This window comes from Candidatus Darwinibacter acetoxidans (assembly GCF_041936445.1).
GTDB lineage: Bacteria > Bacillota > Limnochordia > Darwinibacteriales > Darwinibacteriaceae > DTU010.
The window spans coordinates 20,482-34,007 of sequence record NZ_JBHGXH010000287.1 but is presented as its reverse complement, the minus strand read 5'-3'; the positions used below and the strand labels follow the sequence as shown (position 1 = coordinate 34,007).

Genomic DNA, 13,526 nt, shown 5'->3' with positions numbered 1-13,526 from the left:
GAGGGTACCATCACTCTTCAGGGCAATGCCGAGGATTTGCGCAGCCGCCATGGCAAGTCCATCAATGATCTCTTCAAGGAGGTTTTTGCCTGATGAAACGCTTCTGCAAGCTGTTGCGCAAGGATCTGGAAGCGAGCCGTCTGCCGGTGCTCTTCCTCTCCGGAGCCACCCTGGCCCTCATGGCTTACGTGCGGGCGCGTTTGGCGAACTCTCCCGTGTTCGTGGAGACGGCGGAGGGAAACTGGCCATCGGGTTACCTGGTACTTGCCGTGATGCTGCCCATCACGTTCTTTCCCCTGTGGGTGGTCTGGCGCTCCCTGCAAACCCTGCGCAGCGAATGGCGGGAGGATACCATCTATACGCTCATGGCCCTTCCCGTTCCGGGCTGGCAGGTGATGCTGTCGAAACTTGTTGGCCTCTGTGTGGAGTACACCACTTTGTTCATCGTTACCGTGGGGGGATTTCTGCTCTTTCTGGGCCGGGTCCTGGAACTGGACAGGGTGCTGCCCGGGCCGGCGTGGGTGGCTGTAAACGCGTTTTGGGTGTATGTAGGCGGCCTCCTGCTTTTTGCTGCCTTGGCGGTCCAGGTGCAGCTGGCCTTTGTGGTGAGTAAGATGGTAGGCAGGGCCCAAGGTTTAGTGGCGCTTTGGGCCTGGATCCTAGCGGTTTGGTTCAGCACTAGAGTGTCAGAACTGCTGCAGCCTTTGTTTAGCTGGCTCCCCCCGGTGCCTCTCCATGAACTGCTGCGCCTGGATGAGTTGGGGGAGGGGGTGCTGCTCCTGGTCTATCCGGAAAAATACGTAGTTTTCGGGTTGGTTACGGTCCTGTTCTTTATCCTGACGGGCCTCCTCTTTGAGCGGCACATGGAAATTAGTAGTTAACTGACCCAAATAAAGGTGCGGTGGGAAGTCGATCCCTATGGTAGAGGGAACAAAAGAGGGAGCTGCGGTATGCTCCCGAGGTGAGGTGAACTAGATGTCGTGGCGGTGGCTTTTGGTGCTGGCAGTGACTTCGTGTATTCTGTTTTCCGTGGTTAACACGGATCCGGAAGGCGGTGACCAGATGCTGCAGGCAGGGGTGGAGCTGCTTGAGGAGGGAGCCAAGTTTTCCTTCTCCCTAAAGAACATCTACGATGTCCCCAGCAGCCTGCTGTTCAGTTCGGGACAGCAGTTTGAGCTTGTCGTAACCAATGAGGGCGGCGCCGAGGTGTACCGCTTTTCCGAGGGCAGGTTTTTCACCATGGCCCTGATCTTTGAAGAGCTGCGGCCAGGTGAATCCCTCTCCTGGATCCATGTCTGGGACTGCCGGGATAAGCTGGGCCGACCCGCAGAGCCCGGCAAGTACCGGGCAGAGATCACCATCCTGGCCCAGGTCAGGTCAGGGGAAATGGACGCGGAAGAATTCAGCACGGTGGTGGAGTTTGAACTCTAGCCGCCGCGATGAAGGGGGATGAGCGGTGAAAATTCGCAGTATAACGGTGGTGCTTTTGGCTGTCCTCACCCTGCTCCTTGTGCTGGACGCCTGGTATAGGCCTGAAGATCCAAGCCCCCGCCAGCCGTCCGTGGAGTTGGAGTTCCGACCGATCCCGCCCATGGACCCCCAAGCCAGTAGGACTGAAGTGTTCCGCAGGCCCCAAGGCGAGCTGACTTCCCTGGTGCTCAAGGGAGGTTTGGGCGTGGTGAAGCTGAAATCCGGCGCCGGGGAGGAACTGGTGGTTTCCGCCACCATTACCGCTGAACGGGAAGGGGATTTGGCAGCCTTTGAGGTGGTGGAAGCCGCCTCCCACTCTGAGCTCAGCTATGAGTTGGTAAATACAGGCCTGGGACACAGTGGGGAGGTGGGCTTAAGCTTCGAAGCGGAAGTGCCCTCGGGCATGGAAGTGACGGTGCAGTATGATTACGGCTTTGTGGAAGTGGAGGATTTTGTGGGCTTTTTGAAGCTGGTTACCCGCTTCTCCACCGTATCCGTACAGGGACTCCAGGGCACGCTGCAGGTCGATAACCAGTTTGGCGATGTTGGCTTGCGCAACATAGCCGGTCCCCTTACCCTGGAAAGCGCCTTTTCCAGCAGCCGGGTGCAGTTGCTGCCTGTGGATGGCGGCTACGACTTTCGGATCGAGGTGAGCAACGGTTCTCTTGCGGGAAATGCCCCTGTGGAGCGGGATGTACAGAGGAACATGACCACTGCACGGGGAAAACACGGCGAGGGGCTGCACCCTGTGGTGATCAAGTCTGATTTTGGATCGGTCAAAGTGGATCTAGCTTCCAGTTCCCGTTAGCTTGGGCGTTGTTTGGCAACAAGAAAAGGAACGTGCGGCGCACGTTCCTTCCTTGCTCTTGGCCGTAGTTATTCGCTGAGGAAGCCAAGCTCCCTGAGTTTCTGTTTGGCTGCCTCCAGATCCTCCGGGGCCACCATGATCACAGGCCCCGTGCAGCCCATACCCGTCTCGGCGTAGATGTTCTCCTTCCAGAGCGCTTCCGCGGCGCTTTCGATCTCCAGCACGTCGATGCCGGTGATCTCCTGGTCCACAGGTTTCGCCGGCGGCTTTTGCACCGCCTGCGGGCCTTCCTGTTCCAGCAGTTTGGCCTGGGCCAGTTCTGCCGCGACGATCTGGGGAAGTTTGGCTTTGGCCATTTCCCCGGCGAACTCGATGGCGCCGGCGATGACCGGGGCGCCGGAGGCCCGGGACACGATGTTGATGATCTGCTGGAAGCCTTCACCGACACCGGGGCCGTATCCGTAGCCGATGGACTCGATGCCGCCGCCGGTGTTCAGGGCGGAAAGCATCTTAACGAGGATATTCCCCGTGAGGGAGTCGGTGACCAGCACATCACAGGAACCGGCCAGAACATCGTTACCCCGCATAATCGCCTGGCCATCGGTCCGGCTGGACCTTGCCCAGTTGATGGTGTAGCCCTCTTTTTCCAGTTCCCGCAGGGAGCGTTCGGTGGTGAGCGCCCCGTCCACGTTCAAGATGCCCACCGTGGGCCGCTCTAACCCCAAGGCCTTGGCCACCGCGATGCCCAGCACCGCGTTTTTGTGCATGGCCTTGGTCCGGTTGCTGGCGGACATACCGGTGGTGGAGGCGATGAGCATTTCCCTGCCGCTGGCGGGGGCCACAACGCGTCCGATGGTGGTCACGCCCAGGGGGAAGTTGTAGTGCATGGTGACGCAGGCGTCGATCTGCCCCGTGGTCAGCAGTTCTTGCATGACCTTGTGCTGTTCATCTTCGGTGTTAGCTTCCATAACCGTCAGGGAGGTTTCGCACTTGGGTCCTATAGCCACCACCCTTAGGCCGCGGCTGCGCTTCTGGGCCAGTTCTGCACCCCTGAGCACCTCTTCCAGACCGTGTTCGCTTCCGAGGAGGGTGACACCCACCGTGACCACTTCCTCCGGCTCCACGGTGCGGGCCCCTTCTTTACCCGGGTTCGCCTCCAGGAGGAAGGAAATCCCGTCGAACAGGTTGGTCAGGCGGCCCAAGAAAAGGCTGCCCTTGCCCACGATCATGACCCTCCGCATCTGGCCGCTGAGGATGCCTTCCCGGGCAAAGCCCACGTAGGGAACCCCGGAGGGAATGTGTCCTTGGGTGGGAGCCCAGCCCTTGAGGCCGTGCTTTTGCACGAAGCTGTCCAGTTCCGTGCGCTGCAGGACGCCCTGCTTCACGCCGAGGGCTGCGATCATTTTGTAGTTGGCCAGGGGCACATCACCGGCGCCCGCGGGGGAGGTGATCTCAGGGTTTTGCATTTCCACACTAAATTTGTCCACATCGGTGATGGTCAGGCCCACCGCACTCAAGGGATCGGTCACCAGGGAGGTGACCACCGCCTGGGGCGAAGAACCTGTGCCGATGCGGTGGCGTCCGATGCTGTCGGTGCGGATGATGGGGCTGATGCCGTCATCGGCGCTGATCAGCACAGCAAAGGAGCCCAGTACATCTTCCAGGACAGGCACATCTTTCTTAATGTGATCCCGGCAGTTCATGCCCAGCTTGGCTACGGCACCGCCCCCCAGGACCACAACGTGCTTGTAGATGCCGGATTTCACCAAAGCCGCGGCGTTGACAATGCCGTGGGCTGGTCCGGCGCAGAAGGAGCGGGTGTCGGAACCGGTGGCGTTGATGCAGCCGCACACTTCGCCGATGGACTTGGCGAAGTTGCCGCCGCCCCGCTGGTTCATATCGCCGCAGGCCTCTTCGGAGGTTTCGATAATGTACTCCACAATGGCGGGATCAAGCCCGTTCTTCCACAAGAGGTGCCGCAGGGCCCATGCTCCGCTGGCTTTGGCCGCCAGGTTCTCAAACATCACATCGGCCTTGAGGTTTACATCCCACTCGTGGGCCTGCTTCACGCAGCCCACGATCTCGCCCTGGAATTCCAGGGGTACCGCGGTCTTCTTGTCCAGAAGCTCCTGGATATCCGCGAGGGGCTGGGCTTTCCCCAAAACGGCCAGGTCTTGCTCTGTAAAGAGAGGATGGCTGGCGAGCTTTTCCACCATGGCCTGGGCGAAGCCCTCTTCCAGGACTACCAAGTTGAAGGCGTCGGCGATCTTCATCATGGCGATCAGTTCGTCCAAGGGGAAGATCTCGCCAAAGCGCCCCTCCCTTTTGGCCTCCACCGGGTTGGCGTACCACGGCTGGGGGATTTCCGCCAGCTCTTCCGGTGTAAGGTTGCCGATATACACCTGGTTGGGCGGATAGGCCACCACTTCCTCAAAGGGCCGCAGGGCTTCCTTGGCCGCGGTGAGCAGAGGCGAAGCGGGGTTCTTGTCCCGCTCAATCATAAGTGTTGTGCCGTGGGTTAGAACCATATCCGGTGCATGGAAGAGGCAGTAGCTGGCTGCCTTAATGACAGGATTGGTCAAGCAATTCACCTCCACAGGATCAAGGGGTCCCATGGGCGGGACCCCTTGTGTTAGTCTTCAAAGACGTGCTGCTCTGTAACGGGTGTGGTCAGGGCCTGCAGCGCCTTTTCCACCAGCTTCTTCCGTAAGTTAAACTCCTCTTGGGCAGTGAGTTTCGGGTTCCCTAAGGGGTGGGGGATGGCCACCGCTGGAACGATGCGGTTGGCTCCCACAGTGAGGGAAATGGGTGTCACTGTGCACACATGCACAACAGCGATGCCTTTCCGTTCGATTTCCTTGACCATCGTTGCGCCGCAACGAGTACAGGTCCCTCAGGTGCTGGTGAGGATGACAGCCTGCACGCCTTCATTGACCAGCTCCGCGGCGATTTCCGCCGCGTACTTCTTGGCATTGGCCACCGATGTCCCGTTGCCCACGGTGGAGTAGAAATAGGGGAAGAGCCTGCCGATTCTGCCCTCTTTCTCCAGCTGGCGCAGGGCATCCACGGGCACCACCCGGTTGGGGTTGTCATTGGCGTAGACAGGGTCATAGCCCCCGTGGGCCGTTTCAAAGGCATCGGCGGTGAGGGCTTCCACACCTGCAATGCTGTATTTCCCATAGCGGGAAGCGCTGGATGCTTCAATGCGGTCGGGGTTGCCCTTGGGGACAATGCCGCCGCTGGTGACCAGGGCCACTGTTACCTTGCTCAAATCGGCAATGGCCGCCGCAGGCTCCACCCGATCGAAGTGGGGGATGGGATACTCGGTCTCAAAGGGCTCGCCCTTGATCTTCTTGAGCAGAAGCTCAATGGCCCGCTCCGATCCCCGCTTTTCCACAAAGACGTTCCTGCGGATACCGCGGCTTAGATAGCCCTCTTCCGCCGGTGGACCGATGGGTTCGCCATTGGCCAGCTTGCCGGCGAGCTTGCCCATCGCGGGCAGCGCGGTGCGCATGCTGGCGGCGGAGTTGCCTGTTTCGATGATATACAGATATTGGCGGTAGGTCTCCACACCTGGGTTTTCCGGGTACATGCCCGAGACGGCTGGAATGCCCATGTCGTGGGCGATTTTGCCCACCATACCACAGGCCATCCCGTAGCGCCCAGCATTGAAGGCCGGGCCGGCAATTACCACATGGGGGGAGAACTCTTCCAGCATCTGGCGCACGGCTAGGCTTGCTTCCTCCAGGTTTTCGTTGAAGTAGCCGTCACCGCAGATGATGGTACCCACGATCTGGCAGTTCTCGGGCAGGTGGGCTTGGAGTCCCAGACCCGGTCCCACAGCCTTAGCCACGCTTTGGGGTGGAGTATCGGCCTTATCTTCGCCGCCAATTTGCCCAAAGAACTGGTTAAGATAGAGAACTATGCGCTTTGTTTCCAAATTCTACCCCCCATTCCGTTCGCGGTAGGTGGCGACCTCCTTGATAATTTCATCTACATCTAGAACCATTTCCATCATGCTGATCTGCTCTTCCCAGACGTCTTCCGGGATGATGTCCTTCAGTTCGAAAATATGGTAAACGGGGAGTCCTAACTGAACTCCTGTCAATGGACCGGCGAAGGTAGGATCTCCGGTTGTCACTGTTTCGGCGGCGAGGCCGGAAGCCTCCGCTTCTGCTCCGCCTAAAACCACAACCACGTTATCCTTACCATGCGTTTCAACCAACTCGAGCACGCGAGTTTGGTTCTCCATGTCCATTGCTCCTGCGGCCGTTCAGACAAAGCATTCGGTGGTGGAAAAGCCGATGATGGCGCCGGTATCCTTGAGGCATTCCTCAATGGCTGGCCCGGGGATGCCATCGCGGTCACCGATAATGGCCACGTATTTGCCTTTGAGATCGACCATGGACCGATTCCTCCTTCTGATGTTTTAGTATTCGCGAGCCGTCAACCTGTTGAAACCAAGCTCGTTGGTGGCCCCGATGATGGCCTGCAGTTCCACGGTGATGGAACCGTCGGGATTGCGGTTTCCTTTGAAGCCGCCGGCAATCACTTCCACAGGATCGATGCTGCCGATCACCCTGTCCATGGGGGGCAGAGTTACCAGGGCATTGGCGTTGCCGCCGCTGACAATGGCATCCGCCAGCGGGCTGCCATCCGCCAAGGACTGGGATGTGCCGTCCTGACCCGCATATTCATCGGTGATCAGGACAGTTTTGATCCCTTTCTGCTCGATCTTCGTGCAGTTCATGATCAAGTCTGTGTCGGGGTTGCCGAAACCTTCTTCGCTGATGATGACCCCATCTACACCCAGGTATTCCACGAGCTTGGCCGCAAGATCGCTGGACCTTTGCTTGTCAAGCAGGGTCACGTTCTCGTTGGTAATTACGCAGCCCACAAAGCAGAGGTCTGTGCCGTGGCGCTTCAGCAGGTCGTGAATGACCGGGTTGTTCAAGTGGTGGTAGGTTGTGTTCTTGTCACAGGCGGAAACACAGTTGCCGCTGACAATGGCCCCGTCCATCACTTCCGTTGGCTGCATGAAGGTGGGCACCATGTTTTTCACGTCGACGCCGTAGTAATAGGTGTCGTGGAGCAGGCCCTGGCTCTGCAGCATGTAGACGTAGGCGACCTTGGGCAGATCTGGATAGCGCCTGTGGTATTCGTGCAGGGGCAAAAGCTCGTAGGTGGCGGTCTCATCTGGCGTCAAGGCGCGCGCCGCTTCCCCGAGGTAGTTGGCGGCCCGCAGGCCCATTTTCCGCAGCGCCGCTTCATGCTGGTGGGGAGTGACCCCGGCAACCGGCTCCGCCACAATAACCAGGTTATGCAGCTGGGAAAAGGGGGTCAGCTCGGCGCCTGGTCCCTGCATATCGATGATGCCCTCTTGGTAGCCCACGATCCGGCCTGTGGTGACCACGCTCACGCCCTTGAGCACATGGGTGCGGCCTACACCTGCTGGAAACATCTTGCTCACCAATCCGGGGAAGATGCCCCCCTCCTGGTCCGGCTTGACCCTGGGCTCGATGACGTCTTTCACCGGCATGATCCGCACGGACTCGCCGGGGTGGGCGATCTCGATGCTCACCGACTGCAGGTGCTCGTCCTGGAGCAGCAGCTGGGTGAGTTCCTCCTTGTTGACGTAGAGGGTTTTGTCCTTCACCTCTGTGCGGGGACCGAACTGCAGATCCTCGATGAAGATAGTACCTAAGGTAAACTGCACACACTCACCTCCTTTGGCAAGCTTTAGCCGAGCAACTCCAAGATCTTCTTTTCCACATCCTCAGCTGTGAACTCGCCGCTCAGTTCCGCCTTTTTCTCGCCATCATAATAAAAGGCGATGACTGGCAGCGACATCACACCTTGAGAAATGGCCAAGCGCATGGCCTTGGAAGTATCCAAGGAATAGAACTTCATCTTGTCTCCGTACTTCTCTGCAAGGCGCTCTATGTGGGGCATAAGTGCCAGGCAGGGCTTGCAGCGGGGACCCCAAAAATCCACCACGACCCAGCCGGTGGAATTGGGAACATGTTCTTCCCAAGTTTCTTTATCTAAGGCGATCACTTTTCAACCTCCTTTGCCTTAGTTCTTAAGTTCGCACGTAACATATTACACAATCGCCGAGGGGAATCCTGCTTGCGGAAAAGCCTTTTGTGCCTATTTTCCCGAGCTTTTCCGGGGTGATGAATATCGATTTAGGGCTGAACATCCCGGGGCAAAAGGCGCAAGTTTTCGCCCCCTCTTTCCGAAATTCGCAAGAAAGCGGCCCCTTCCCCCGGTGGTATGAGAACACACAACTGTCAAATACTAGCTAGGAAAAATGAAAGTGGAGGTTCGAGCATGAAAAAATACCACACCATGGACGGCAATGAAGCCGCCGCCCATGTGGCCTACGCCTTTACCGAAGTTTGCGCCATCTATCCCATCACCCCATCCTCGCCCATGGCGGAGCTGGTGGATCTGTGGAGCGCCCACGGCCGCAAAAACCTCTTCGACCAGGTGGTGGAAGTGGTGGAGATGCAGTCGGAAATCGGCGCGGCTGGGGCCCTCCACGGCTCCCTGGCCGCCGGGGCCCTGACCACCACCTTCACCGCCTCCCAGGGGCTTTTGCTCATGATTCCCAACTTGTACAAGATCGCGGGTGAACTGCTGCCCGGCGTGATCCATGTGAGCGCCAGGGCCATTGCCGCCCACGCCCTCTCCATCTTCGGGGATCACCAGGATGTCATGGCCTGCCGCCAGACGGGGGTGGCCATGTTGGCCAGCTCCAATGTGCAGGAAGTGATGGACCTGGCCTGCATCGCCCACCTAGCTGCCCTTAAGGCTAGTGTGCCCTTTCTCCACTTTTTCGATGGATTCCGTACTTCCCATGAATACCAAAAAATCGAAACGGTGGAATACGACTTAATGGCCCAGCTTCTAGATCTAGAGGCCCTGGAGAGATTTCGCAGGCGGGGCCTGAATCCTGAGCGTCCCGTCACCCGGGGCAGCGCCCAGAACCCCGACATCTACTTCCAGGGCAGGGAGGCGGCCAACCCCTTCTACGCAGCGGTCCCCGGTATTGTCCAGGAATACATGGATCGCTTCCACACCCTCACCCGCCGGCGCTACGGGCTCTTTGACTACTACGGCCATCCCCAGGCGGAGGAGGTTGTGGTGGCCATGGGTTCGGTCTGCGATACCCTAGAGAGCACCGTGGACCACCTGCGCAAGCAGGGCCGCCGGGTGGGTGTGGTGAAGGTGCGTCTGTACAGACCCTTTTCCGAGAGCCATTTCCTGGAGGCTCTGCCGCCAACGGTCCGCAAGATCGCCGTTTTGGACAGGACGAAAGAGCCCGGTTCCCCCGGGGAGCCCCTGTATTTGGATGTGGTCAAGGCTTGCCAGGCGCTGGAGAGCCGGCCTACGGTGGTGGGGGGCAGGTACGGTTTGGGCTCCAAGGACACCACGCCTGCGCAGATCGCCGCCGTGTTCCACAACCTCCAGCAGGATCAGCCCAAGGATCGCTTCACCATCGGGATCAACGACGACCTCAGCTTCACTTCCCTGCCGGTGGGGGAGCCTTTGGACATCACCCCGGAGGGCACCATCGCCTGCAAATTCTGGGGCTTGGGCTCCGATGGTACCGTGGGGGCCAACCAGGAAGCCATCCGGATCATCGGCGACCACACCGACCTCCATGTGCAGGCCTACTTTTACTACGACAGCAAAAAGTCTGGGGGCACCACCGTTTCCCACCTGCGCTTCGGAAAAGAGCCCCTTAAGGCGCCCTACCTGGTGGACCATCCGGACTACATCGCCTGCCACAACAAAGCCTTTGTGCACAATTACGACCTGCTCAAGGGGATCAAACCAGGCGGTATCTTCGTGCTCAACTGCCCCTGGGAAGGCAGGGAGCTGGAGGAGAACCTCCCCGCGGCCACCAAAAGGACCCTGGCCCGGAAAAAGGTGCGCTTTTACACCATCGATGCCATCAAGATCGCCGGGGAACTGGGGCTGGGCAACCGCATCAACATGGTGATGCAGGCGGTCTTCTTTAAACTGGCTCAGGTGATCCCGGTGGAGGAGGCCTTAAGCTATCTGAAATCCTCGGTGGAGACGCTCTACGGGCGCAAAGGTAAAGAGATTGTGGAGATGAACGTAGCCGCCATCGACCGGGGAGCAGCCGAACTCAAGGAAATCAAGGTTCCCCCTGAATGGGCAGAGCTGCCGGAGGAGGACGAAGGGGCAGACCTTGTGGGCGCGCCTCCCTTCGTGGCAGAGATCCAGGTGCCCATGCAGCGTATGGAGGGGGATGACCTGCCCGTGAGCGCCTTGGCCCGCTTCGCCGATGGAACCTTCCCCAACGGCACTACAGCCTATGAAAAGCGGGGTATCGCCGTGACTATCCCCCAGTGGCAGCTGGAAAAGTGCATCCAGTGCAATCAGTGTTCCTTTGTCTGTCCCCACGCGGTGATCCGCCCCTATCTCTTGGACGGGGAAGAGCTGGCCAGGGCACCAAAGAGCTTCCATACCAAACCGGCGGTGGGCAAGGGGCTGGAGGGACTGGGCTACCGGATTCAGTTGAGCCCCTTGGACTGCACCGGCTGCGGCAACTGCGCCGATGTGTGCCCCGCGCCCGGGAAGGCTCTGATCATGCAGCCCGCGGACCAGGAGATTGCCGTCCAGCGGGAAAACTGGCTGTTTGCGCAGACGGTTAGCAATAAGGCGCCTTTGGTGGACTGGCGGACTTTGAAGAACAGCCAGTTTCGCCAGCCCCTCTTTGAGTTCCACGGGGCCTGCCCCGGCTGCGGCGAAACGCCCTATCTGCGCCTGCTCACCCAACTTTTCGGTGAGCAGATGATCATCGCCAACGCCACGGGCTGCTCCTCCATCTACTCCGCCAGCGCGCCCTCCTTCCCCTACACGGTGACGCCGGAAGGGAAGGGACCGGCCTGGGCCAACTCCCTCTTCGAGGACAACGCAGAGTTCGGCTTGGGGATGCGTTTAGCCACCAAGCAGCTGCGCCAACAGGTGGCGTCTTTGGTAGAGGAGCTTTTGACCAAACGGGTGAGCCCGGAGCTGAAGGCGGCTGGGGAAAAGTGGCTGCAGGATCGGGAGGATACCATAGCTTCCGCCCAGGCCAGCCGGGAACTTCTGCGCCTTTTGGAGCGGGAGGTGGATGTGGATCCCCTGGTGGAGGAGATCCTGCAGAGAAGGGAGCACCTGGCGAAAAAATCACAGTGGATCATCGGGGGAGATGGCTGGGCGTATGATATCGGTTTCGGCGGGTTGGACCATGTGCTGGCCCTGGGCGACGATGTGAACATCCTGGTTCTGGATACGGAAGTATACTCCAACACCGGCGGTCAATCTTCCAAGGCCACGCCCAAGGCCGCCGTGGCCAAATTCGCCGCTTCGGGCAAGCGGGTGGGAAAAAAGGATCTGGGGCTCATGGCCATGACCTACGGCTATGTCTATGTGGCCCAGATCGCCATGGGGGCCAACATGAACCACACCATCCGCACCATCCTGGAGGCGGAAAGCTACCCGGGTCCTTCCCTGATCATTGCCTATTCACCCTGCATCAACCACGGCATCCGCACCGGGATGGGCACCAGCATCATGCAGGAAAAAAGGGCGGTGGAGGCGGGCTACTGGCATCTCTACAGGTACAACCCGCTGCTGAAGGCCCAAGGGAAAAACCCCTTCAGCCTGGATTCCAAAGATCCAACCGGCTCCTTCCGGGATTTCCTCTTGAGCGAGATCCGCTATTCTTCCCTGGGGAGAGCTTTCCCAGAGGAGGCGGAGAAGCTTTTTAGCGCTGCCCAGGAGGATGCCCTGGGACGTCTGGCGGCCTACCGCCGCCTGGCGGAGGCCCCATCCTAAAAAGCAAAACAGGGAGTGCCCTGGCCGGGCCAGGACACTCCCTCATTTTTGGTTGTGATTTACCCAATCCCGGGCCAGTTTCACAAAATCTGTGCTGGGAATGGGAACCTTAGCTATCCCCTCCTCCCTGTCAATATTGGCCCAGGCCGCAGTGGAGTGCTCCTCAATGGGCCGAACTCTGATCTTTAAACCTTTTCGTTTCTGGGCGGACATAGACTCCCCCCTTGCCGTTAGTGTGCGGGAAAGGGTAGGTCCTTATCAGGATTTTCTCTGCCAAATAGAGGGATGGACGGGCAGGCGTCAAATAATGCCCTTGGAGAGGAGGATTGCCGTGCCTGTTACTTTTAATGGCAACGAACTTCTACAGTTGATTCATGAACTGGTGTCCATCCCCAGTCCCTCGGGGTTCACGGACCGCATCATCGCGCACATCAGGGATAAGCTGGAAAGCGTAGGTATCGCCTGTACCCAGAACCGCAAGGGCGGGTTAATTGCCACGCTGCCGGGGAAAAACCAAGCTGAGCAGCGCATGCTATCGGCCCATGTGGATACGCTGGGGGCCATGGTCAAGGAGATCAAAAGCAGCGGACGGCTCCGCCTGGCTCTGATCGGCGGTTCCCAGTGGGCGCATCTGGAGGGGGAGTACTGCCAGATCTTCACCGACAGCGGGGAAAGCTACTCCGGGACCATCTTGATGCACCAGACCTCGGTGCATGTGTACAAGGATGCCGGTAAGGCGGAGCGCAGCCAGGAGAACATGGAGGTCCGCCTCGATGCCAAGGTTTCCAGCGCCGAAGATGTGGAGCGTTTAGGTATCCAAGTGGGCGATTTTGTGGCCTTTGACCCCAGGACGGAGATCCTGCCCAACGGCTTTATCAAATCCCGGCATCTGGACGATAAGGCGGGAGCCGGGGTCCTGCTCTACCTGCTCCAGGAAATCCAGGAAAACCAGCTGGAGCTGCCCTACACCACCCACGTCCTCTTCTCTAACTACGAGGAGATCGGCCATGGCGGCAGTTCCAGCATTCCCCCTGAGGTTGTGGAATACCTGGTGGTGGATATGGGGGTCATCGGCGATGGGCAGAAGGGCGATGAATACTCGGTCTCCATCTGCGCCATGGATAGCTCCGGCCCCTATGACCTTAGGCTGCGGCAGCATCTAGTGGAGCTGGCCCAGGAACATCAGCTGGGGTATAAGCTGGATATCTTCCCCTTTTACGCCTCCGATGCCAGTGCTGCCCTGCGGGCAGGGCACGATTTGGTGCACGGCCTGGTGGGTCCCGGCATCGATGCCTCCCACGCCTTTGAGCGCACCCATGTAGATGCGCTGATCAACACGGCCAAGCTGGTCTATCACTACCTGTTCTCGCCCATGTGCTAAGCGCCTGAA

The 13,526-nt window shown here is 59.1% G+C and carries 11 protein-coding genes; 5 read left to right on the top strand and 6 right to left on the bottom strand.

Features of this window, described 5'->3' with window-relative positions; translation table 11 throughout:
- The first annotated feature begins 92 nt into the window (after positions 1–92).
- The 3 genes from ACE4YL_RS11155 (at position 93) to ACE4YL_RS11145 (ending at position 2,278) form a co-directional block, all read left to right on the top strand.
- Entirely contained in the window at positions 93–881 is a 789-nt protein-coding gene (locus ACE4YL_RS11155) for a hypothetical protein (RefSeq protein ID WP_461369648.1), read from the top strand.
- A 94-nt stretch (positions 882–975) separates the two neighbouring features.
- A complete protein-coding gene (locus tag ACE4YL_RS11150) occupies positions 976–1,431 on the top strand; it encodes a BsuPI-related putative proteinase inhibitor (protein WP_461359078.1) in 456 nt (151 codons plus the stop codon).
- A 25-nt stretch (positions 1,432–1,456) separates the two neighbouring features.
- Positions 1,457–2,278 carry a hypothetical protein gene (locus ACE4YL_RS11145; RefSeq protein ID WP_461365620.1) on the top strand — a complete coding sequence of 274 codons (822 nt, stop codon included), beginning with the start codon at positions 1,457–1,459 and terminating at the stop codon, positions 2,276–2,278.
- A 68-nt stretch (positions 2,279–2,346) separates the two neighbouring features.
- Here ACE4YL_RS11145 and grdC read toward each other — a convergent pair whose 3' ends face one another.
- Genes grdC through ACE4YL_RS11120 form a run of 5 tightly spaced genes read right to left on the bottom strand, consistent with a single transcriptional unit; the run spans position 2,347 to position 8,335 of the window.
- Positions 2,347–4,860, bottom strand: a complete 2,514-nt coding sequence (gene grdC / locus ACE4YL_RS11140) for a glycine/sarcosine/betaine reductase complex component C subunit beta (protein ID WP_461369647.1) — start codon at positions 4,858–4,860, stop codon at positions 2,347–2,349.
- A 50-nt stretch (positions 4,861–4,910) separates the two neighbouring features.
- A complete protein-coding gene (grdB, locus tag ACE4YL_RS11135) occupies positions 4,911–6,218 on the bottom strand; it encodes a glycine reductase complex selenoprotein B (protein WP_461359075.1) in 1,308 nt (435 codons plus the stop codon).
- A gap of 3 nt (positions 6,219–6,221) precedes the next feature.
- Entirely contained in the window at positions 6,222–6,683 is a 462-nt protein-coding gene (gene grdA, locus ACE4YL_RS11130; protein ID WP_461360521.1) for a glycine/sarcosine/betaine reductase complex selenoprotein A, read from the bottom strand.
- A gap of 24 nt (positions 6,684–6,707) precedes the next feature.
- On the bottom strand, positions 6,708–7,994 hold the full coding sequence (locus ACE4YL_RS11125) for a glycine/sarcosine/betaine reductase component B subunit (RefSeq protein ID WP_461359073.1): 1,287 nt from the start codon (positions 7,992–7,994) through the stop codon (positions 6,708–6,710).
- A gap of 23 nt (positions 7,995–8,017) precedes the next feature.
- Entirely contained in the window at positions 8,018–8,335 is a 318-nt protein-coding gene (locus ACE4YL_RS11120; RefSeq protein WP_461359072.1) for a thioredoxin family protein, read from the bottom strand.
- 276 nt (positions 8,336–8,611) lie between these two features.
- Here ACE4YL_RS11120 and nifJ point away from each other — a divergent pair, with 276 nt between their 5' ends.
- On the top strand, positions 8,612–12,136 hold the full coding sequence (gene nifJ, locus ACE4YL_RS11115) for a pyruvate:ferredoxin (flavodoxin) oxidoreductase (protein ID WP_461364980.1): 3,525 nt from the start codon (positions 8,612–8,614) through the stop codon (positions 12,134–12,136).
- Between the two features lie 42 nt (positions 12,137–12,178).
- Here nifJ and ACE4YL_RS11110 read toward each other — a convergent pair whose 3' ends face one another.
- A complete protein-coding gene (locus ACE4YL_RS11110; RefSeq protein ID WP_461358382.1) occupies positions 12,179–12,349 on the bottom strand; it encodes a CDIF630_02480 family spore surface protein in 171 nt (56 codons plus the stop codon).
- Between the two features lie 118 nt (positions 12,350–12,467).
- Here ACE4YL_RS11110 and ACE4YL_RS11105 point away from each other — a divergent pair, with 118 nt between their 5' ends.
- Positions 12,468–13,517 (top strand): M42 family metallopeptidase, encoded by a 1,050-nt coding sequence (locus ACE4YL_RS11105; RefSeq protein WP_461360519.1) that lies wholly within the window; start codon positions 12,468–12,470, stop codon positions 13,515–13,517.
- Positions 13,518–13,526 lie beyond the last annotated feature (9 nt).

Bases quoted from the DNA above. Each gene is read 5' to 3' on its own strand.
- nifJ (WP_461364980.1), top strand. From the start codon at position 8,612: ATGAAAAAATACCACACCATGGACGGCAATGAAGCCGCCGCCCATGTG.
- ACE4YL_RS11150 (WP_461359078.1), top strand. From the start codon at position 976: ATGTCGTGGCGGTGGCTTTTGGTGCTGGCAGTGACTTCGTGTATTCTG.
- ACE4YL_RS11155 (WP_461369648.1), top strand. From the start codon at position 93: ATGAAACGCTTCTGCAAGCTGTTGCGCAAGGATCTGGAAGCGAGCCGT.
- ACE4YL_RS11110 (WP_461358382.1), bottom strand. From the start codon at position 12,349: ATGTCCGCCCAGAAACGAAAAGGTTTAAAGATCAGAGTTCGGCCCATT.